This is a genomic window from Streptomyces sp. NPDC094034 (assembly GCF_040303865.1).
Lineage (GTDB): Bacteria > Actinomycetota > Actinomycetes > Streptomycetales > Streptomycetaceae > Streptomyces.
Genome location: NZ_JBEOUD010000023.1, coordinates 1 through 20254, shown reverse-complemented (window position 1 = coordinate 20254; position 20254 = coordinate 1). Strand labels below are relative to the sequence as shown.

Annotated in this window: 20 protein-coding genes and 1 riboswitch; of the genes, 11 read left to right on the top strand and 9 right to left on the bottom strand. The window is 71.7% G+C overall.

The features are described 5' to 3' along the window. Window positions 1-53: 53 nt before the first annotated feature. From ABTZ59_RS21075 to ABTZ59_RS21065, 3 genes are all read right to left on the bottom strand, one after another. Window positions 54-455: an SCO2097 family morphological protein gene (locus tag ABTZ59_RS21075; protein WP_249950801.1), complete on the bottom strand. Its 402-nt coding sequence runs from the start codon at window positions 453-455 to the stop codon at window positions 54-56. Between the two features lie 462 nt (window positions 456-917). Beyond that, window positions 918-1703 (bottom strand): methyltransferase, encoded by a 786-nt coding sequence (locus ABTZ59_RS21070; protein WP_351407246.1) that lies wholly within the window; start codon window positions 1701-1703, stop codon window positions 918-920. 93 nt (window positions 1704-1796) lie between these two features. After that, on the bottom strand, window positions 1797-2336 hold the full coding sequence (locus ABTZ59_RS21065; protein WP_351407239.1) for an SAV_6107 family HEPN domain-containing protein: 540 nt from the start codon (window positions 2334-2336) through the stop codon (window positions 1797-1799). A gap of 157 nt (window positions 2337-2493) precedes the next feature. Here ABTZ59_RS21065 and ABTZ59_RS21060 point away from each other — a divergent pair, with 157 nt between their 5' ends. The 5 genes from ABTZ59_RS21060 (at window position 2494) to ABTZ59_RS21040 (ending at window position 8617) form a co-directional block, all read left to right on the top strand. Then, entirely contained in the window at window positions 2494-3276 is a 783-nt protein-coding gene (locus ABTZ59_RS21060; RefSeq protein ID WP_351407231.1) for an ATP-binding cassette domain-containing protein, read from the top strand. Beyond that, window positions 3248-5407 (top strand): YhgE/Pip family protein, encoded by a 2160-nt coding sequence (locus ABTZ59_RS21055; protein WP_351407215.1) that lies wholly within the window; start codon window positions 3248-3250, stop codon window positions 5405-5407. The genes ABTZ59_RS21060 and ABTZ59_RS21055 overlap by 29 nt, the downstream gene beginning before the upstream one ends. Before the next feature lie 28 nt (window positions 5408-5435). Beyond that, window positions 5436-6044, top strand: a complete 609-nt coding sequence (locus tag ABTZ59_RS21050; RefSeq protein WP_351407207.1) for a TetR/AcrR family transcriptional regulator — start codon at window positions 5436-5438, stop codon at window positions 6042-6044. 445 nt (window positions 6045-6489) lie between these two features. Then, entirely contained in the window at window positions 6490-7101 is a 612-nt protein-coding gene (locus ABTZ59_RS21045) for a DUF4126 domain-containing protein (RefSeq protein WP_351407194.1), read from the top strand. A 10-nt stretch (window positions 7102-7111) separates the two neighbouring features. Further along, entirely contained in the window at window positions 7112-8617 is a 1506-nt protein-coding gene (locus ABTZ59_RS21040) for a phytoene desaturase family protein (RefSeq protein WP_351407189.1), read from the top strand. An 85-nt stretch (window positions 8618-8702) separates the two neighbouring features. Here ABTZ59_RS21040 and ABTZ59_RS21035 read toward each other — a convergent pair whose 3' ends face one another. The 5 genes from ABTZ59_RS21035 to ABTZ59_RS21015 form a co-directional block, all read right to left on the bottom strand. Beyond that, window positions 8703-9707, bottom strand: a complete 1005-nt coding sequence (locus ABTZ59_RS21035) for a hypothetical protein (RefSeq protein WP_351407181.1) — start codon at window positions 9705-9707, stop codon at window positions 8703-8705. A 51-nt stretch (window positions 9708-9758) separates the two neighbouring features. Beyond that, window positions 9759-10676 (bottom strand): methylenetetrahydrofolate reductase [NAD(P)H], encoded by a 918-nt coding sequence (metF, locus tag ABTZ59_RS21030; protein ID WP_351407172.1) that lies wholly within the window; start codon window positions 10674-10676, stop codon window positions 9759-9761. 174 nt (window positions 10677-10850) lie between these two features. After that, on the bottom strand, window positions 10851-11501 hold the full coding sequence (thiE, locus tag ABTZ59_RS21025; RefSeq protein WP_351407161.1) for a thiamine phosphate synthase: 651 nt from the start codon (window positions 11499-11501) through the stop codon (window positions 10851-10853). A 97-nt stretch (window positions 11502-11598) separates the two neighbouring features. Further along, window positions 11599-11964 carry an Rv2175c family DNA-binding protein gene (locus ABTZ59_RS21020; protein WP_249950810.1) on the bottom strand — a complete coding sequence of 122 codons (366 nt, stop codon included), beginning with the start codon at window positions 11962-11964 and terminating at the stop codon, window positions 11599-11601. Window positions 11965-12067: 103 nt separating this feature from the next. Further along, window positions 12068-13306 (bottom strand): NAD(P)/FAD-dependent oxidoreductase, encoded by a 1239-nt coding sequence (locus ABTZ59_RS21015; protein ID WP_351407145.1) that lies wholly within the window; start codon window positions 13304-13306, stop codon window positions 12068-12070. A 98-nt stretch (window positions 13307-13404) separates the two neighbouring features. Beyond that, window positions 13405-13518, top strand: a riboswitch (TPP riboswitch). Here ABTZ59_RS21015 and thiO point away from each other — a divergent pair. The 5 genes from thiO to ABTZ59_RS20990 all read left to right on the top strand — a co-directional run bounded on the left by thiO (window position 13516) and on the right by ABTZ59_RS20990 (window position 18889). Then, complete coding sequence (gene thiO, locus ABTZ59_RS21010; protein ID WP_351407140.1) at window positions 13516-14715, top strand: glycine oxidase ThiO; 1200 nt, start codon at window positions 13516-13518, stop codon at window positions 14713-14715. It overlaps the preceding riboswitch by 3 nt. Beyond that, window positions 14712-14912 (top strand): sulfur carrier protein ThiS, encoded by a 201-nt coding sequence (gene thiS / locus ABTZ59_RS21005; RefSeq protein ID WP_351407131.1) that lies wholly within the window; start codon window positions 14712-14714, stop codon window positions 14910-14912. The genes thiO and thiS overlap by 4 nt, the downstream gene beginning before the upstream one ends. Before the next feature lie 3 nt (window positions 14913-14915). After that, window positions 14916-15713 (top strand): thiazole synthase, encoded by a 798-nt coding sequence (locus tag ABTZ59_RS21000; RefSeq protein ID WP_351407120.1) that lies wholly within the window; start codon window positions 14916-14918, stop codon window positions 15711-15713. 408 nt (window positions 15714-16121) lie between these two features. Continuing rightward, the gene (pknB, locus tag ABTZ59_RS20995) at window positions 16122-18029 is read left to right on the top strand and encodes a Stk1 family PASTA domain-containing Ser/Thr kinase (RefSeq protein WP_351407113.1); all 1908 of its coding nucleotides are present in this window, start codon (window positions 16122-16124) and stop codon (window positions 18027-18029) included. A gap of 5 nt (window positions 18030-18034) precedes the next feature. After that, a complete protein-coding gene (locus ABTZ59_RS20990; RefSeq protein WP_351407103.1) occupies window positions 18035-18889 on the top strand; it encodes a deoxyribonuclease IV in 855 nt (284 codons plus the stop codon). 5 nt (window positions 18890-18894) lie between these two features. Here ABTZ59_RS20990 and ABTZ59_RS20985 read toward each other — a convergent pair whose 3' ends face one another. Beyond that, a complete protein-coding gene (locus tag ABTZ59_RS20985; RefSeq protein WP_351407096.1) occupies window positions 18895-19527 on the bottom strand; it encodes a sulfite oxidase-like oxidoreductase in 633 nt (210 codons plus the stop codon). Window positions 19528-19682: 155 nt separating this feature from the next. Here ABTZ59_RS20985 and bfr point away from each other — a divergent pair, with 155 nt between their 5' ends. Further along, on the top strand, window positions 19683-20162 hold the full coding sequence (gene bfr, locus ABTZ59_RS20980; RefSeq protein ID WP_351407089.1) for a bacterioferritin: 480 nt from the start codon (window positions 19683-19685) through the stop codon (window positions 20160-20162). Window positions 20163-20254: the final 92 nt, after the last annotated feature.

The window sequence follows — 20254 nt, the reverse complement described above, 5'->3', positions numbered from 1 at the left end:
CGAACGCCTTCGCGTTCGCCCCTCAGTCGTACCGTTCGACGACCCTGATCGTCTCACTGGCCCTGTTCATCGCGGCGGCGCTGCCACCGCTGCTCGATGCGGTTCATCATTGAGCGGCGCTGTCTCGATTGTGCGGGCGCGGGGCCGCCGGATGCGCCGCCCGCCGCCTGCTGCTGACCTGGTTTGGGCGCTTTGCGCCAGCCGGTGACCGCCAGGACCGCACATCCCAGCATGACGAGGAACCCCACCACGCTGATCCAGATCTGCTGGGCGACCATTCCGGCCATGAGGAGCGCGATACCCACCAGGAAGCCTGCGACCGCCTGGTAGACCCGTCGCCGGGTGTACGTACGCAGCCCGCTTCCCTCAAGCGCTGTCGCGAACTTGGGATCTTCGGCGTACAGCGCTCGCTCCATTTGCTCGAGCATTCGCTGCTCGTGCTCCGAGAGCGGCACGGAGTCCTCCTAGTCGTCGGTCGCGGGGGGCGACCGGTATGCGGCTCCTTCAAGGATAGGCAGGGAATCGCCCCCGTGAAACCCGCCCTCAACGCCAATTCGCCATTCCGGGCCGCCATGTCGACTCGGCCGCTGAGGCGTTGATTCCCCAACCGTCGATCCGTCATGCCGGATGTCGTACCCCGATCATACGGCGCTCAGGGCCCCACTGGGGGGCCTGTGGCGTACTCCATGTGCCGCTGCGTCGCTGATCAGCAAGGCGATCAGCGTCCCGGAGGTGCCCCGGAGGCGCTCCGGGAGTGCTCCGGGAGTGCTCTTGGGGTGCCCCGAGGGGGCTCCGGACGGCCCAGGACGGCTCCACAACGGCTGGGAGAAGGGCCGGGAAAGACTCCGGGACGGCTCGGAGAAGACTCGCGGAAGACTCGGGGACGACTCGGGGAAGACTCCGGGGCCGGGTTCGCGTCAGTCCCGCTTCTCGCCCAGGACGTGCAGCTGGGTGGCGATGGAGTGGAAGGCGGGCAGCTCGGCCGCCGCCGCTTCCAGCTGGAGCAGCGCGTCCAGGGCGCCCGGCTGGGTGTCCACCAGCCCGCCCGGGACCAGGTCCGCGAAGACCCGTACGCCGTGCACGGCGCTGACCCGGAGGCCGGCTCCGGTGGCCAGCTCCGTCAGCTGTTCGGCGGTGAAGCGCCGGGGCACCGGGTCGCCCTGCCCCCAGCGGCCCGCCGGGTCGGTGAGCGCTCGCCGGGCCTCGGTGAAATGCCCGGCGAGCGCCCTGGCGAGCACGGCGCCGCCCAGACCCGCGGCGAGCAGGCTGAGCGCCCCGGCCGACCGCAGGGCGTCCACGGCGTTCCGCACGCCCTCCGCCGGGTCGTCCACGTACTCCAGGACGCCATGGCAGAGCACCGCGTCGAAGCCGCCGCGCTCGACCACGTCGAAGAGGCCGTGGATGTCCCCCTGCACCCCGTGGACACGCTCGGCGACCCCGGCCTCGGCCGCTCGGCGTTCCAGGGCGAAGAGCGCGTTCGGGCTGGGGTCCACCACGGTGACGCGATGCCCCAGACGGGCGACGGGCACCGCGAAGCTACCCGTACCCCCTCCGGTGTCGAGCACGTCCAGAACGTCGCTCCCGGCCGCCTTGGCGCGGCGGCCGAGGGCGTCTTTCAGGACCTCCCACACCACGGCGGTACGCAGGGAGCCGCGGGGGCGGGAGGGCGCCTCCCCACCGGTAACAGGGGAACGGTCCGACACGGCAGTTGACTCCTCGGCGCGGTGCCACCCGAGGTGGCAGGGCGTGAACGGTGTGGGCTCCGCCCACCCTATTGCCTCGGCCGCACGTCCCGGTCACCCAGCGGCATCGCCCTGCCCGGGGTGTTCGGCACGGGGCTGGGGCAGCACCGGATCGAGCACGAGCAGCCGCTCGACCAGGCGCAGGAACATGCCGGCGTCGCGCAGCAGATCGTCCGCGTCACGGCCGGTGGCCGCGCCGGGTATGCCCGCCTCGGCGCGGGCCCTGCGCGGGGCGCCCGAGGCGAACAGGGCGCTCCACTCCGACAGCTCGGGCGCTATCTCGGGCAGGACTTCCCAGGCGCTCCTGATACGCCGCCGCCGCTGCGGGGTGGTCTCCGGGCGGCCGCGGGCGGCGAGCACCGCGGCGGCGGTGCGCAGGGCGGCGAGATGGGCGGTTGCGTAGCGCTCGTTCGGAGTGTCCAGCGCGGCGGCCTCGCCCAGGCCCGCGTGCGCCTGGGCGAGGAGATCGAGGGCCGCGGGCGGGGCCGTGGCCCGGCGCAGGACGGGGTGGACATCGCTCGGCGGACCGGTCAGGGCGGGGGCAGGGCCGTCTGTACGGCGCCGACGTGCGGCACCGGCGTAGGAGCTGGCCATGACGGAACCTCCTGTCGTCGTGTGACGGTGCTGTAGCCGTATGTGTCCATGGTGGGGGGCACCACTGACAATCGGCCCTGACCTGCGACTTTGCCTCACACAATGGTTCGGGGTAGCTTTTGAACTGACCAGTCAGTACAAAGAAATCGAGGCACCCGTGGACAGCCGGGAACGCGAGGGCGGTCGACCGGACGGCCCGCACGGCGCGGCCGTCATCGCCGAGGACTTCGGACTCAAGGGCGCGCGCGGCTGGGCGTTCCGCCATGTTCGCGTCGATGCCGCGCCCGGCGACGTCGTGGCGATCGAGGGCCCCTCGGGCTCGGGGCGCACCTGTCTGCTGCTCGCGCTCACCGGCCGGGTGCGCCCCACCGAGGGCCGTGCCGAGGTCGCCGGCCTGTCCCTGCCCCGCGCCATGGCGGCCGTACGCCGCGTCAGCGCTCTCGGCCATGTCCCGGGCGTCAGCGATCTCGATCCGGCACTGACCGTCGCCGAGCATCTGCGTGAACGCGCGCTCCTCCAGCGCCGGTTCGGCGGATCCCTCGGCTCCCTACGGCCCGGCTCCCTACGGCCCGGCTCCCGGCGGGCGACCGAGGCCCGGGGCCATATCGACGCCGCGCTGACGGCCGCCGGGCTCGACACGTCCGCCCTGCCCAAGGGCGAGCGCACGTCGGCGCGCGATCTGGAGCGGCTGGAGGCGCTGCGTCTCTCGGTCGCCCTCGCGCTGATCGGCCGGCCCCGGCTGCTGGCGGTGGACGACCTGGACCTCAAGCTCTCCGACGCCGACCGCGCGGAGGCCTGGCGGCTGCTGCGGTCCGTCGCCGAGGACGGCACGACCGTGCTCGCCGTGTGCGACCAGGCCCCCGAGGACGCGGACACCGTCATCATCCGAACGAACGAGGAGGGGGCGGCCGATGCGCTCGCCGAAACTGGCCGCGCTTGAGCTGACGCGGTTCGGCAGGGGAAAGCTGCCGCGCGCCGCGCTCGTCGCGATCCTGCTGCTGCCGCTGCTCTACGGCGCGCTGTATCTGTGGTCGTTCTGGGATCCGTACGGACGACTCGACCGGCTCCCCGTCGCGCTCGTCAACGACGACAAGGGCGCCACGGCCGCGGGCCGGGAGATCGCGGCCGGTGACGAGATCACCCGGGGCCTGCGCGAGAGCAAGGTCTTCGCCTGGCACGAGGTGAGCGCGGCCGAGGCGCGCGAAGGCGTGGAGGACGGTTCGTACTATCTCTCGCTGACCATGCCGGCCGACCTCAGCGCGCGCATCGCGTCCAGTTCCGGTGACGCCCCCGAGACCGGCGCGCTCCAGGTGCGTACGAACGACGCGAACAACTACATCGTCGGGCAGATCTCCAGGACCGTGTTCTCCGAGGTACGGACCGCCGCCTCGACCAACGCCTCCCGCTCCTTCCTCGACCGGATCTTCATCTCCTTCTCCGACATCCATGACGCCACCGCGAAGGCGGCCAAGGGCGCCGACGAACTCAAGGGCGGTATCGGAAAGGCCCAGAAGGGTTCGAAGGACCTCGTGGACGGGCTGAGGACCGCCAAGGAGGGCAGCGGTGACCTGGCGGGCGGCCTGAGGAAGCTCGGTACGGGCGCGAGTGATCTGGACACCGGCGCCCAACAGGTCGCCGCCGGTACCCAGTCGCTCGCCGACAAGATCAACGCGATGGCCGGGACCGTCCGTCCCTACCTCAAGGACAACGGGAAGACGATCGGTGATTCGGCCCGGCGCGTGGCGGACTCCTCCCAGTCGATACGGGACAACCTCGGGCTGCTCGTGAAGGCCGCGCCCAGCGCCGCGACACAGGCCCGCCAGGCCTCGGACGCGCTGAACTCCCTCTACACGGAACGCTGCGAGAAGGCCCCCGCCGGCCCCGGTCCCGGCCCCGGCCCTGCCCCCGATCCCGCGCCCGGTCCCGCCCCCGATGCCACCGCCGGGGGTACGGACCCCGGCGCCTGCCCGCCCCTCAAGCGCGCCAGAACCGCCGCCGCGGACGTGGCCGCCGTCGCCGATGACGTCAACACCCTGGTGAAGAACAACAGCGGCGCCCTGAAGGAACTGGACGGCCGGCTCGCCACCCTCCAGAAGCAGGCGAAGGCCCTCGCCGCCCACGCACCCAAGCTGGACGAGGACCTGGAGACCGCCGTCACGAAGATCAACGCTCTCAACAGCGGCGCCCAGAAGGTCGCCGAGGGAGCGGGCCGGCTGCGCACCGGACTGACCGACGCCGAGAAGGGCTCCACCGGCCTCAACACCGGTGTCGGCAAGCTCAGTACCGGCGCGACCACCCTCGACGGCGGGCTCTTCGAGCTCGCCGACGGATCGGCCGAGCTCGCCGGAGGGCTCAACGACGGCGTCGGAAAGATCCCCGGCTACGACAAGACCGACCGGGACCGGCGGACGGAAGTGATGGCCGATCCCGTCCAGCTCGCCTCGCGCTCGCTGCACGCCGCGCCCAACTACGGCACCGGCTTCGCCCCGTACTTCATCCCGCTCTCCCTCTGGGTCGGCGCGATGGTGGCGTACATGCTGATCCAGCCGCTGAACCGGCGCGCACTGGCCGTCGGCGCCCCGGCCTGGCGTATCGCGCTCGCGGGCTGGCTGCCGGTCGCCGCGATCGGACTGCTCCAGGTCGGCGCGCTGATCTCCGTACTGCACTGGGCCGTCGGCCTGGAGATGGCGCGCACCGCCGGAACGGTCGGCTTCCTGGCGCTGGTCACCTGCTGCTTCACCGCGATCGTCCAGTGGCTGAACGCCCGCTTCGGACCCGCGGGCCGGATCCTCGTCCTCGCCCTGTTGATGCTCCAGCTGACCTCGGCGGGCGGCACCTATCCCGTCCAGACCAGTCCGGGCTTCTTCGGCGCCATCCACCCGTTCCTGCCGATGAGTTACGTGGTCGACGCGTTGCGCAGACTCATCTCGGGCGGCGGTCTTGGCCCCGTGTGGCAGGGCTGTGCCGTGCTCGCCGCCTTCACCGCGGGCGCGCTTGCGCTGACCGCCCTGTCCGCGCGGCGCAAGCAGGTGTGGACGCTCGACCGGCTCCACCCCGAGCTGAGCCTGTGAGCACGGCGGACCTGTGACAATCGTCGCCATGGACAGCAGCAGCACCCGCCGCCGGGCCACCCGGCAGAAGCTCTACGAGGCCGCGGTGACCCTCATCGCCGAACAGGGCTTCTCGGCGACGACGGTGGACGAGATCGCCGAGCGCGCCGGGGTCGCCAAGGGCACGGTCTACTACAACTTCAAGAGCAAGACGGAGCTTTTCGAAGAGCTGCTGCGGCACGGCGTCGGGCTGCTCGCCTCGTCCCTGCGGACCGCGGCGGACACCACGGCGGAGCGCGGCGGCAGCAAGATCGAGGCGCTGGACGCGATGATCGGGGCCGGACTGGTCTTCATCGACCGCTATCCCGCCTTCACCCAGCTGTATGTCGCCGAGCTGTGGCGGACCAACCGGGCCTGGCAGTCAACCCTGTTGGTGGTGCGCCAGGAGGCCGTGGCGGTCGTCGAGAGCGTGCTCCGGCAGGCCGTGGAGGGCGGTGAGCTGAGCGACGAGATCGACGTTCCGCTGACGGCGGCGGCGCTGGTCGGGATGGTGCTCGTGGCGGCGCTCGACTGGCAGGCGTTCCAGCCCGAGCGGTCGATGGACGAGGTGCACGCGGCGCTCTCGCGGCTGCTGCACGGCCGGGTCGGCGGACGCTGAAACCGGTGCGCGGGCACGGATACGCGGGCACGGGCACGCGGACGCGAGTGCGCCGGTCCGGTGAGGCTCCATCCCCCTGAGCCTCACCGAACCGGCGCGTCACCCCCGTACCCCGTACCCCCTGCCCCCGTGTCCCCGTTCCCCCCTTGCCCCCGTACCCCGTTCCCCGTTCCCGGCGATGCCGGAGAGCCCGCTTCCCCGTGATCCTCCGTGACCCCGTGGTCGCTGGGCTCCCCGTCTGCACCCCCGTTACGGCAGGAGAGCCGCGCCGTTCCGCCACCCCGTGTCGGCGGTGCCGGCGCCGCGCCCCTTCCGTGCTCCCCACTCTTCCGTCCACGCAGGTCGGAGCCCATCCGCGTGCCTACTCATCTCCCCGCCTAGGTACCGGTACTCAGTCCTGCGTACTCCCGCCCAGCGCGGGCGCCGCCTGGATACGATCGGTCCCGTGTCCGTACTCCCCCTCATCTTCACGAGCGGCTGGGCCAGCGGCATCAACGCCTACGCGGTGGTGCTGCTGTTCGGCGTCTTCGGCGCGACCGGGCTCACGGACGAGGTGCCCGAGTCCTTGCAGCGCACCGACGTACTGATCGTCGCGGGGGCGCTCTTCCTCTGTGACACGGTGGCGGACAAGATCCCTTACATCGACTCGGTCTGGGACTCCGTGCACACCGTCATCAGACCGGTGTCGGGCGCGGTGGTCGGCGCGCTGCTGGCCGGTCAGAGCGGTTCGCTGCCGGAGATCGCGGCGGGCGCCGTGGGCGGTTCGACGGCGCTGGTGAGCCATCTGGTCAAGGCGGGCGCCCGGATGGCGATCAACACCTCCCCCGAACCGTTCAGCAATGTCCTCGTGAGCACGGCCGAGGATCTGGGCGTCGCCGGGATCATCGTGTTCGCCGTCTTCCATCCGGTCGCCGCCGCCGTCATCGCGGGCGCGCTGCTGGTGGCCGGCCTCGTGACGGTGGCCTTCCTCGCCTCCAGGATCCGTCGTTTCCTGCGTGGCAGGGCGCGGCGTCGCGCGGAGAAACGGCCGGCGACCGGCGCTCCCCCGGCGCTCTAAAATCGCTCCCATGGCACGGATTGCGGTGATCGGCGCCGGGATGGGCGCCATGGCGGCGGCTGCTCGGCTGGCCGTGGCGGGACAGCGGGTGACGGTGTACGAACGCGCCGCCACCTATGGCGGCTCGGTGGGCCGGTTCGAGCGGGACGGGTTCGTCTTCGACACCGGGCCCGGTCTGCTGCATCTGCCGGCCGTCTACCGCGATCTGTTCGTCAAGACCGGCAAGGAACCGCTGGAGAGCCGCGTCCGGCTCGGCCAAGTGGATCCGGCGAGCAGGCATGTCTTCGCCGACGGTACCGACGTACGGCTGCCCAACGCGTCGCGCGGCGGCGTGGTCTCCGCCCTGGACACGGCGCTGGGCGCGGGCGCCGGCGAGCGCTGGGCGGAGTTCCTCGGCCGCGCCCGGGATGCCTGGGACCGCTCGCGCCGCCCGCTGCTGGAGGAGCCGCTGTGGGCGGACTGGCGGGTACTGGGCCGCGATCCGTATCCGGCCGTACGGCAGCGACGGCTGCTCCGCGGCGCCCGGCGGGCCACGACGGTCGCGGAGATCGGCGCCTTTGAGCTGGCCGACCCGCGGCTGGCGGCGCTGCTGGACGGCTACGCCCTGTCGTACGGGCTCGACCCGCGGCACGCCCCGGCGAGCGCAGCCCTGTTGCCGTATCTGGAGCAGACCTTCGGCAGCTGGTATGTCGGCGGCGGCATGCGGGAGTTGGCCCGCGCGGTGTACGAGCGGTGTCTGGCCCGCCGGGTGGAGTTCGTCTTCGGCGCCGAGGTGACCCGGATCGTCGAGAAGGACGGCGCGGCGACGGGGATCGAGCTGGCGGACGGCACGGTCGCGGAGGCCGACCATGTGGTGGCGGGCATCGCGCCCGGTCCTCTCGTGGAGTGGCGGCTCGACGCGGACGGTGACGTACGGCCTTCGGCCGGGCAGGCCACGGCGCCGGGGCGGTTCACCGTGCTGCTGGCGCTGCGCGGTGCCCGTGACCCCGGCGCCGCGCACCGGACGGTGGTGCACTCCCCCGACGGGAGCGCCGAGGCGGCCGAGATCTTCGCGGGCCGTACCGCGGCGCGGCCGACGGTCACGGTGCTGCGGCCCGACGACACGGCGACGCGCCCCGACGACGGCCACGAGGCGGTCACGCTCACCGCGACCGTGGCCCCGCACGGCCCGGTCGACTGGTCGGACGCGGCGCTGCGCGAGCGGTACGCCGATGTGCTGGTGGCCGCCGCCGGGTCGGCCGTGCCGGAGATCGCGGAGCGGATCGTCTGGCGCGAGGTACGTACCCCGGCCGATACGGCGGCGCTGACGGGGGCCGAGGGCGGCTCCGTACCGGCGCCCGCGCTGGCCGGGGCCGAGGGCCGGATGCTGCTTCCCGCGAACTCCACCCGGCTGTCCGGGCTGTACCGGGCGGGGGGCTGGGCGCATCCGGGCGGCGGGCTCGCGCACGCCGGGATGTCGGGGGCGCTGGTCGCCGGACTGATCGTCGAGGGGGCGGACTTCCGCGGCTCCCGGTGAGCCGGGCGCACCGCCATCGCGCCCGCCCGGTCATCATGTGCTCTACCAGCCGGGGATCCTGACGGATCGTCAGTGCGGGGCGGTTTCAGTATCGGTAGTGCTGCTCGTTGTGGTCGGGGTCCGTGTAGCCCGGCCGGCGCGGCTCTTCCTGGGGCGTCGGCGGAAACTGCTCGCCGTCGCGGTCGCGCTGCTGCGGCACCCACACACCGCCTGGCGGGGTCTCGCCGCCGTACTGCTGCTGGCCGGCGTACGGGTCGGCGTACTGCTGCCGGCCGCCGAAGCTGTCGTACGAGCCGTACTGCTCGCCGCTGTTGACCGAGCCGGTGTACGGGTCGGTGTACGCGGCGTACTGCTGGTGCTGTCCCACGTCGTAGCCGTACTGCTGCTGCTGCTGCGCGTAGGCGTCCTGGCCGGGATACATGTCCTGAGCGGAGTGGTAGGCGTCCTGGGGTACGTAGCCGTCGTGGCCCGTCGGCTGCTGCTGCTGCCCGTGCCCGTACCCCGGATACGCGTCGTATCCGCCGCCGTACTCATGCCCGCCGACACCGGCCGCCGCGCCCGCGTGGGGCTGCTGCTGGTGGGGGGCCTCACGGGCCGCGTCGTCGTATATCCCGTACTGCCCGGTGTCGTCGGGCAGCGGCTCCGGCTCGTACACCGCGGCGGCCGGCGCGGGCGGCTCCACCGGGTCGTACGCGGCGGGCCGCGCCGGGTCGTACGCGGGCGGCTGCGCGGGGTCGTACGCGGGCGGCTCGTACTCCAGGTCCGAGACCTCCAGCGCGGGCTCGCGCTCCTCCGCCTGCTCCTTCCCGGCCTTGCGGCGGCGGCTCGCCCCCGGGCTGCCGCCTATCGCCCAACCCGTCGAAAAGCCGCGGCGGAAGGACAGCGTCACATACGTCTGACCGACCGCGAACGCGATCGCGCCCAGCGCGATGACGTATATGGAGGGGATCAGTACGCCGAGGACGACGCCCATGAAGCCGGTGAAGGCGAGCAGTCGCCAGCGCAGCCGTGCCTTGTACTGGAGCAGCACCTCACCGAGCAGCCACAGCGCCACGATGCCGAACGCGATGTAGAGGACCGTCCAGCCCATGCCCGCCCCTCTCCTGAGCCCACCGCCCCGGGACAGGGCGGGTACGGCCGGTCACGACTGCTCGTGCAGTCCGAGATTCTCGTAGATTTCGAGCGTCGCCGTCGAGTTGTTGAGCGTGATGAAGTGCAAGCCGGGGACACCCTCGGAGAGCAGTTCGGCACAGAACTCCGTCGCGAACTCGATGCCAATGGAGCGTACAGCGGCGGGATCCTCCTTGACCGAGAGGATCCGCTCTTTCAGCTCGGGCGGGAAGACCGCGGTGGAGAGCTGTGGCAATCGCTCCAGCATCTTCACACTGGTGACCGGCATGATTTCCGGAATGATCGGTGTCTCGCAACCTGCGCCGACGACGCGGTCGCGCAGCCGCAGATAGCCCTCGGGATCGAAGAACATCTGTGTGATCGCGTAATCGGCGCCCGCGCGGCACTTGTTCACGAAGTGACCGACATCGGTCTCCCAGTCGGTGGAGCGCGGATGCATCTCGGGGAAGGCCGCCACTCCCACACAGAAGTCCCCTGACTCCTTGATCAGGCTGACCAGTTCGGCGGCGTAGCGCACCCCGTCGGGGTGCTTGATCCACTCGCCCATGGGGTCGCCGGGCGGATCCCCCCGTACGGCGAGGATGTTACGGATCCCGGCGTCGGCGTACTGCCCGACCATGTTGCGCAGTTCGGCGACCGACTGGCCGACGGCCGTGAGGTGCGCGACCGGTGTGAGCGTGGTGTCGGCGGCGATCCGCTCCGTCGCCCTGACCGTGCCCGCGCGGGTGGAGCCGCCCGCGCCATAGGTCACGGAGACGAAGCTCGGGGCGACCGCCTCGATCCGGCGCAGCGCGTTCCAGAGGTTCCGCTCGCCCTTGTCCGTCTTGGGCGCCCAGAACTCGAAGGAGAACGAGGTCTTGCCGGTCGCGAGCAGATCACGCACGGTCAGCGCGTGATCCGATCTGGTCGAAGCTGTGCCTAGGGCCATATGGGCAGGTTATCGATGGCGTGGCGGTCCCCCAACCGGAGGCGGGGGTTTTGGCCGGATTGCCCGGTAAGTGGCCGTGCTTCTTTACGGCGCGTTCCCGTACGGCGCGCCGACGTCATCCGCACGTAAACATCGCCGTGATCCGACGCATCGCCGTCATCCGACGCGCAGCCGTCATACGGCACGGTCCCGCACGCGCTTCGCGAGAGCCGCGGTCGCCGCCGCCGGATCGTCGGCCTCGGTGATCGCCCGTACGACGACGACCCTGCGCGCACCGGCGTCCAGCACCTGGTCGAGAGTGGCCGCGTCGATCCCGCCGATCGCGAACCACGGCCGCTCCGTGGCACGGGACGCGGCGTACCGCACCAGAGCGAGCCCCGGCGCGTGGCGCCCCGGCTTGGTGGGGGTGGGCCAGCAGGGGCCCGTACAGAAATAGTCCACGCCGGGCTCGGCGACCGCCGCGTCCACCTCGGTCTCGGCATGGGTGGAGCGGCCGATCAGCGGGGCGTCCCCGAGGATCGCGCGCGCGGCGGGGACGGGCAGATCGCCCTGTCCCAGATGCAGCACATCGGAGCCGATGGCATGGGCGACATCGGCGCGGTCGTTCACGGCGAGCAGCCGGCCGTGCCGACGGCAGGCGTCCGCGAAGACCCGGAGATGGTCCAGCTCCTCGGCCGCCTCCATGCCCTTGTCACGCAGCTGCACGATGTCCACGCCCGACGCGAGCACCGCGTCGAGGAACTCCGGGAGATCCCCCTGCCGCTTACGGGCGTCCGTGCACAGATAGAGCCGGGCGTCGGCGAGTGACGCGGCAGCCGTGGACATGAAAATCCCCCCGTGGTGTCGGGTCGGCGGTGCACGGCGGCCGACACACGACCGGACGGTCGTACGGAGCCACCGCGCACCGCGGATGGTGATGTCGTCAGACGGCGAGCGCCTGGGCCCGGCGCTTCACCTCCGTGCCGCGATTCTCACTGAGCGCCTGCGCGGGCGTGCCCGGCAGCGTGGGGTCGGGGGTGAAGAGCCACTCAAGCATCTCTTCGTCGGTGAAGCTGTCGTCCCTCAGGAGCGTCAGGGTGCCCGCGAGCCCCTTGACGACCTTGTTGCCGTCGATGAAGGCGGCGGGCACCTGGAGCGTCCTGTTCTCGCCGCGGCGCACCGCGATCAGCTGGCCTTCCTTCACCAGCTGCCGCACACGCGTCACCTCGACACCAAGCTTTTCCGCGATGTCGGGCAGGTGCAGCCAGGCGGGGACGAGAGCATCGATCTTTGCGTCAATCTCGGTCACAAGACAAGCGTGCCATCCCGGACTGACAGACGGTAGCCGAGGAGCCCCAATCGGGCCGCCGCCCCGGAGCGGCCGGGACCCCCGGCGGGCCCCCGCCAGGGGATCAGAGGGCGGCCTTGCGCAGCGGTACGGACGCGTCCGCGGTCCGCCCGGGATCCAGCCGCGCGCCCGCCTCGATCAGCTTGCGCCCCTGGGCCAGATCCCGGGGCCTGCCGACGGCCAGCAGCGCGGTCGGCAGGCCGTCCCGCAGCCACACCACCGACCAGGCGCTCTCGGCCGGATCGCCGCGCCACACCAGGGTGTCGCCGGCCGCGTGGTGGCCCGCGTACTGCACGAAGCGGCCGAACTGCTCCGACCAGAAGTACGGCACGGGGTCGTAGACCTCGTCGGTCTCGCCGACCACCTGCGCGGCGACCGTGCGCGGCCCCTGGAGCGCGTTGTCCCAGTGATGGACGAGCAGTCGCTCTCCGTAACGGGCCGAGGGGAACGACGCACAGTCACCGACCGCGTACACCTCGGGCAGCGAGGTCCGCAGCCGCTCGTCCGCCACGATGGCGCCGTCCGGGCCCAGCTCGATCCCCGATCCGGCCAGCCAGCCCGTCGCGGGCCGCGCGCCGATGCCCACGACCACCGCGTCGGCCGCCAGCCGCCGGCCGTCCGCGAGGATCACCGCGCCCGGTTCGACACCGGCCACCGGCGCGTCCGTCAGCAGTTCGGCCCCGCACTCCCTGTACCAGCCGGTCATGGGCGCGACGACCTCGGCGGGCAGCGCGCCCGCGAGCGGCCGGTCGGCGGCCTCGACGACGGTCACGGCGCAGCCCGCCTCCCGGGCGGCCGTGGTGAACTCCGCGCCGATCCACCCGGCGCCGACGACCACGACCCGCTGCCGTCGGCCGAGTACCGGACGCAGCCGCTCCGCGTCGTCCAGCGTGCGCAGCAGATGGACCGCGGGCAGCGACTCGGTGCCCGGCAGACTGATCGGTTCCGCGCCGGTCGCGATGACCAGCACGTCGTACGGGACGGGCCCGCGCGCGGTGTCCAGTTCACGCGCGCCGGGGCGCAGTCCGGTGACATCGAGCCCCAATCCGAGCCGGACGGAGAGCGCGGCGAAGTCGATGTCGAAGGACGAACTCTCGGCCTTGCCCAGCAGGACCGCCTTGGAGAGCGGGGGCCGGTCGTACGGCGGATGCGGCTCGGCGCCGAGCACGGTGACCGGGCCGCCGAAGCCCTTCTCCCGCAGGGCCACCGCGGTCTGTACCCCCGCCATGCCCGCGCCGACGATGACCACCCGCGGCTGTCCGGCCGGGGCCGGCTCCCGCTGTCCCTGCTCTCGCTCGCTCACCCGGTCACCTTAGGGCCTTTCGGTGGATCAGGCCGGGTACGGGCCACGGCGATCGCTCCCTTACAACGCGGGGGGACAGAGCGTTAGTCTGGCGTTCGACACTACCTCGCGGGAGTCCGGACGCACCGGGCTGAGAGGGAGGCTGAGGCGGCCTCCGACCGTACGAACCTGATCCGGGTCATGCCGGCGAAGGGAGGGGCTGGACGCCCATGCAATCACCCCGTCAAGGAACCGGTACGGGCTCCGACGTCCTCGTCATCGGGGGCGGACTCATCGGCCTGGTCACCGCCTGGCGCGCGGCGGGGCGTGGGCTGCGTACCGCCGTCGCCGACCCCGAGCCGGGCGGCGGCGCGGCGCGGGTCGCGGCCGGGATGCTCGCCGCCGTCACCGAACTCCACCACGGCGAGGAGACGTTGCTCGGCCTCAACCTCGCCTCCGCCGCGCGCTACCCGGACTTCGTCGCCGAACTGGAGGCGGCCAGCGGGCAGGACACCGGCTATCGCGCCTGCGGCACCCTCGCCGTCGCCCTCGACACCGACGACCGCGCCCAGTTGCGCGAACTCCACGACCTCCAGCAGCGCTCGGGGCTGATGTCCCAGTGGCTCACGGGCCGCGAATGCCGGCGTCTGGAGCCGATGCTCGCGCCGGGCGTGCGCGGCGGTCTGCGGGTCGACGGCGACCACCAGATCGATCCCCGCCGGCTGGCAGCGGCCCTGCTGACCGCGTGCGAACGGGCCGGGGTGGTCTTCCACCGCGCCCACGCCGACCGGCTCCGCGTCGTGCGCGACCGGGCCACCGGCGCCGTCCTGGCCGACGGCCGCGCGCTCACCGCGGACCAGGTGGTACTGGCGGCCGGCAGCCTCAGCGGCCGGCTCGGGGGCGTACCGGCCGATGTCCTGCCCCCCGTACGGCCCGTCAAGGGCCAGGTCCTGCGGCTGACCGTGCCCCGTACCTACGCGCCCTTCCTCTCCAGGACGGTCCGGGCCGTGGTGCGCGGCAGCCACGTCTATCTGGTGCCGCGCGAGAACGGTGAACTGGTCGTCGGCGCCACCAGCGAGGAACTCGGCTGGGACACCACCGTCACGGCGGGCGGGGTGTACGAACTGCTGCGGGACGCGCACGAACTCGTCCCCGGCATCACGGAACTCCCGCTCACCGAAACCCTCGCCGGGCTGCGCCCCGGCTCACCGGACAACGCGCCACTGCTCGGACCCACCGCGCTGCCGGGGCTGTCCCTCGCCACCGGCCACCACCGCAACGGGGTACTGCTCACCCCCGTCACCGGCGACGCGATGGCCGCGGTGCTGACGACCGGTGAGCTGCCCCCGGAGGCCCGTGCCTTCTCCCCCTCGCGTTTCTCCTCGCACCGCTCGCCCGTCGCGGCCATCCCTCAGGAGCAGCCCGTATGAACATCTCCGTGAACGGCGAGCCCCGCGAACTCGCGCCCGCCACCACCCTCGACATCGTGGTCGCCACGCTCACCCCCGCGCCCTCGGGGGTCGCGGCGGCCGTCAACGAGACGGTCGTGCCGCGCACCCGCTGGTCCGGCACACCACTCAGCGACGGCGACCGCGTCGAGGTCCTCACCGCCGTCCAGGGAGGCTGAACCATGGCCGACGATCCGCTGACCATCGGCTCCACCACGTTCGCCTCCCGGCTGATCATGGGCACGGGCGGCGCGCCCAGCCTCGACGTGCTGGAACGGTCCCTCATCGCCTCCGGCACCGAACTCACCACGGTCGCCATGCGCCGCATCGATCCCGCCGTGCACGGCTCCGTGCTGTCCGTACTCGACTCACTGGGCATCCGCGCGCTGCCCAACACGGCGGGCTGCTTCACCGCCGGCGAGGCGGTGCTCACGGCGCGGCTCGCCCGCGAGGCGCTCGGTACGGACTGGATCAAGCTGGAGGTCGTCGCGGACGAGCGCACACTGCTGCCCGACCCCGTCGAACTGCTCGACGCGGCGGAGACCCTGGTCGACGACGGCTTCACGGTCCTGCCGTACACCAACGACGATCCCGTGCTCGCCGCGAAGCTGGAGGACGTGGGGTGCGCGGCGATCATGCCGCTGGGCTCGCCGATCGGCTCCGGGCTCGGCATCCGCAACCCGCACAACTTCGAGCTGATCGTGGAGCGGGCGGGGGTGCCGGTGATCCTGGACGCGGGGGCGGGTACGGCGTCGGACGCGGCGCTGGCGATGGAACTGGGGTGCGCGGCGGTGATGCTGGCGTCGGCGGTGACGCGGGCGCGGGAGCCGGTGCTGATGGCGGAGGCGATGCGGTACGCGGTGTCGGCGGGGCGGCTGGCGTGGCGGGCGGGCCGGATGCCGCGACGGCGGATCGCTTGGGCGTCGTCGCCGACGGAGGGGGTGGCATCGCTGGACAGGGAGAGACCGGCGTTTCCCTAGAGGCGGGGTTGCCTGTGCGGGCGTCGTGGTGCCGGGGGCGGCCGCACTCGCGCTCGTGCCCGGCCGGGCCAGTCCGTGACGGGCGGTGAAGGGGGGCGCGCAGGGATCGTGTCCGGGACGTAGAGCGTGATTTGTGGCGCACGAACGCCCGAACCATCGACCGGGCAGAACGCGCCGTAAATCATGCAGTCCCGGACGCGAACCCGGAGCGCACCCCGGCAACAACCCGCACCCGGAAACCGGCCCGAGCCAAAACGCGCACCGCCCGGACCGCACCCCGGCAACAACCCGCACCGGCCCACCGGCCCCAGCCAAAACGAACCGCGTCGACGGCCCCGCGCCGCAGGCGCACCGGCCCCCCGCCGAAGACGAGCCGACCCGCGACCGCCACCTCGTAGACTCGGGCGCGTGGATACGAGCCTCCAAGACCCCATCGTCGGGCGCGTGCTCGACGGCCGCTACCGCGTGGACGCGCGGATCGCTGTCGGCGGTATGGCCACGGTCTACCGGGCCGTCGACACCCGTCTCGACCGGGTCCTCGCCCTCAAGGTGATGCACCCCGCCCTCGCCGCCGACGCCACCTTCGTCGAGCGCTTCATCCGCGAGGCCAAGTCGGTGGCCCGGCTGTCGCATCCCAATGTCGTCGCGGTCTTCGACCAGGGCGCCGAGGGCGCGTATGTCTATCTGGCGATGGAGTACGTATCGGGGTGCACGCTGCGCGATGTCCTGCGGGACCGTGGGGCGCTGCGGCCGCGGGCCGCGCTGGACATCCTGGAGCCGGTGCTGGCCGCGCTGGGGGCCGCGCACCGCGCGGGGTTCGTGCACCGGGACATGAAGCCGGAGAACGTGCTGATAGGGGACGACGGCCGGGTCAAGGTCGCCGACTTCGGACTCGTGCGGGGCGTCGGTGATGTCACGAACACCACCGGGAGCGTGCTGGGCACGGTGTCGTATCTGGCGCCCGAGCAGATCGAGGACGGTACGTCCGACACCCGCGTGGATGTGTATGCCTGCGGGGTCGTCCTCCACGAGATGCTGACGGGTGCGAAGCCGCACGGCGGGGACACCCCCGCGCAGGTGCTCTACCGGCATCTGAACGAGGACGTGCCCGCGCCGTCGGCCGCCGTGCCGGGGCTCGCCGTCGAGCTGGACGAGCTGGTCGCGGCGGCGACCGCCCGTAACCCCGGGATGCGGCCCGCCGACGCGGTGGCGCTGCTGGCGATGGCGCGGGAGGCGCGGGCCGCGCTGACCGACGCGCAGCTGGACGCCGTTCCGCCGCGGGCCAGGCCCGAGCCGTCCGGCGAGGCCGGCGCCATCAGCCGTACGACGGTGATTCCGCGCATCCGGCCCGTCGAGGAGGCGGCGGACGAGACGCCGAACCGCACCAGCCGGCTGGAGATGGCGCCCGAGCCGGGCCGCCGTTTCGTCAGGCCCGGGCGGGGCGTCGTCGCGGCGCTGGTCGCCGTACTGCTGGTGCTCGGTATCGGTACGGGTGTCTGGTACATCAATTCCGGACAGTTCACCCACGTCCCCTCGGTGCTCGGCCGGAGCGAGCAGGAGGCCAGGAAGCGGCTCGCCGACGCGGGGCTCGACGTGAAGGTCACCAGGGACTTCAGCGACTCCTTCGACCGCGGCACGGTCATGGGCAGCGACCCCGAGCCGCGCGCGCGTATCCGCGGCAATGGCTCCGTCACGATCGTGATCTCGCGCGGCCCGGAGATCGTCAAGGTCCCGGATCTGGAGAGCATGCCGCTGGGCGAGGCCCGGCGGGCGCTGAAGAAGGTGGGGCTGGCGGCCGGGGTCGTCACGCGGGAGTTCGACGACAACGTCCAGCAGGGCGCCGTGATCGGTTCGACCCCGGTGTCCGGGAGCGAGGTACGGCCGGATTCCGGGGTCGCGCTCGTGGTGAGCAAGGGCAGCCCGGTCGACGTCCCCGATGTGACGGGTGAGTCCGTCGAGGACGCCACCTCCGAGCTGGTGGGCGAGGGGCTCAAGGTCGAGATCGCGGCCGAGCGCGTGAACTCCGAGGAGGACGCGGGATCGGTCGCCCGGCAGTCCGCTGCCGAGGGTGCCCAGCTGGCCCGGGGCGAGACGGTCACGCTGACGGTCTCCAAGGGGCCGCGGATGGTCTCCGTACCCGATGTCACCGGCAGGAAGATCGACGAGGCGACGCGGCTGCTGGAGGAGGCGGGCTTCGAGGTGACCGTGGACCGGGGCTTCCCCTTCCTGGGGGACACCGTGGGCAAGCAGTCGGTCGAGGGCGGTCGGCAGGCCCCCGAGGGCAGCTCCATCACCATCACGACCAAGGGGCTCTAGGTCCTATGCGCAACCCCGTCGGTAGCCATGTCCCCGTGGCCGGCGGCCTCGCCTCGACCGGCCTGGCCTACGCACGCGAGCTGGGCGCCGAGACCGTCCAGGTGTTCGCGGCCAATCCGCGCGGCTGGGCGACGCCCCCGGGCGATCCGGCGCAGGACGAGCTGTTTCGCGCGCGGTGCGCGGCGGAGGGGATCTCGGCGTATGTGCACGCGCCGTATCTGATCAACTTCGGTTCGCACACGGAGGCGACCGCCGAGAAGTCGGTGGAGTCCCTGCGGCACAGCCTGCGCCGGGGCCGGGAGATCGGCGCGCTGGGTGTGGTCGTGCATACGGGCTCGGCGACCGGCGGACGGCCGCGCGAGGTGGCGCTCGCGCAGGTACGGGAGCTGATGCTGCCGCTTCTCGACGAGCTGACCCATGACGACGATCCGTTCCTGCTGCTGGAGTCGACGGCGGGACAGGGCTTCTCGCTCTGCTCACGGACCTGGGACTTCGGCCCGTACTTCGAGGCGCTCGACGCCCACCCCAAGCTGGGCATCTGTCTGGACACCTGTCATGTCTTCGCGGCCGGGCACGATCTCGCGGGACCGCACGGAATGCGGCAGACGCTGGATCTGCTGGTGGACACGGTCGGCGAGGGGCGGCTCGGGCTGATCCACGCCAATGACTCCAAGGAGGCGGCGGGCGCGCACAAGGACCGTCACGAGAACATCGGCGCGGGACACATCGGCGAGGAGCCGTTCCGGGAGCTGTTCTCGCATCCGGCGACCGAGAACGTTCCGCTGGTGATCGAGACTCCGGGCGGCAAGGAGGGGCACGCGGCGGATGTGACGCGGCTGAAGAAGCTGCGCGACGGCTGAGCCGGTCACAGCTCCGGGCCGTCTCCCGGGATCTCCTGGTAGGAGTAGCGCTGCTCGGCCCAGGGGTCGCCGACGTTGTGATAGCCGCGCTCTTCCCAGAAACCGCGGCGGTCGGCGGTCATGTACTCGACGCCGCGGACCCACTTGGGCCCCTTCCAGGCGTACAGATGCGGTACGACGAGGCGCACGGGGAAGCCGTGCTCGGCGGTCAGCAGTTCGCCGTCCTTGTGGGTGGCGAATATCGTGCGGTCCGAGAGGAAGTCGGTGAGCCGCAGATTGGAACTGAAGCCGTACTCGGCCCAGACCATGACATGGGTGACGCTCGGCGAGGGCGGTGCGAGTTCCACGATCGTACGGGCCGGGATCCCGCCCCATTCGGCCCCCACCATGCTGAACTTCGTGACGCAGTGCAGATCGCCGACGACTGTGGAGAACGGCAGCGCGGAGAACTCCTCGTGATTCCAGCAGTGCTTGTCGCCGTCGGCGGTGGCTCCGAAGACCCGGAACTCCCAGCGTTCCTGCCGGAATTTCGGTACGGGCCCGTAATGGGTCACCGGCCAGCCGCGCTGCAGACGCTGGCCCGGTGGTAGCTCGGACTGTTCCGGCTCTTGACGTTCCCGGCTTTCCGGCTGACCCATGCCTTCCATGGTGACAGACCGCGAGGGGTGGTCATGACCAGGTTCGGAATCAATCGGGCACATCATGCTAAGCGTGTACTTACTGGACGGCTCTCGGTGGCGGTGCGAGGATGCGCGCATTCTGCCCAGCCACATGCCTGGAAGGAGCCGCCGCGATGCAGGGCGACCCCGAGGTCATCGAATTCCTCAATGAGCAGCTGACCGCCGAACTGACCGCCATCAATCAATACTTCCTGCACAGCAAAATGCAGGAGAACAACGGGTGGTACAAGCTCGCGAAATACACCCGGGCCGAGTCGTTCGACGAGATGAGGCACGCCGAGCTGCTCACCGACCGACTGCTCTTTCTGGAGGGGCTGCCGAACTACCAGCGGCTTTTCCATGTGCGGGTCGGGCAGACGGTGACCGAGATGTTCCGGGCGGACCTGGAGATCGAGCTGGAGGCCGTCGACCGGCTGAAGCGCGGAATCGAAGTCATGCGGAGCAAAGCCGATCACACTTCGAAGCGGATCTTCGAATCGATCCTCAAGGACGAGGAGCATCACATCGACTATCTCGAAACCCAGCTGGAGCTGATCGAGAAGCTCGATGAGCCGCTCTATATCTCCCAGCAGATCAAGCAGCCCGACAGCTAGGGCCTTTCGTTTGGATCAGGCCGGATCAGGGAGCGGGGTCTGGTGCCGTGGATCGCAAGGCGGAGGAGGGAGCCGACGCGGAGCGTCGGCGA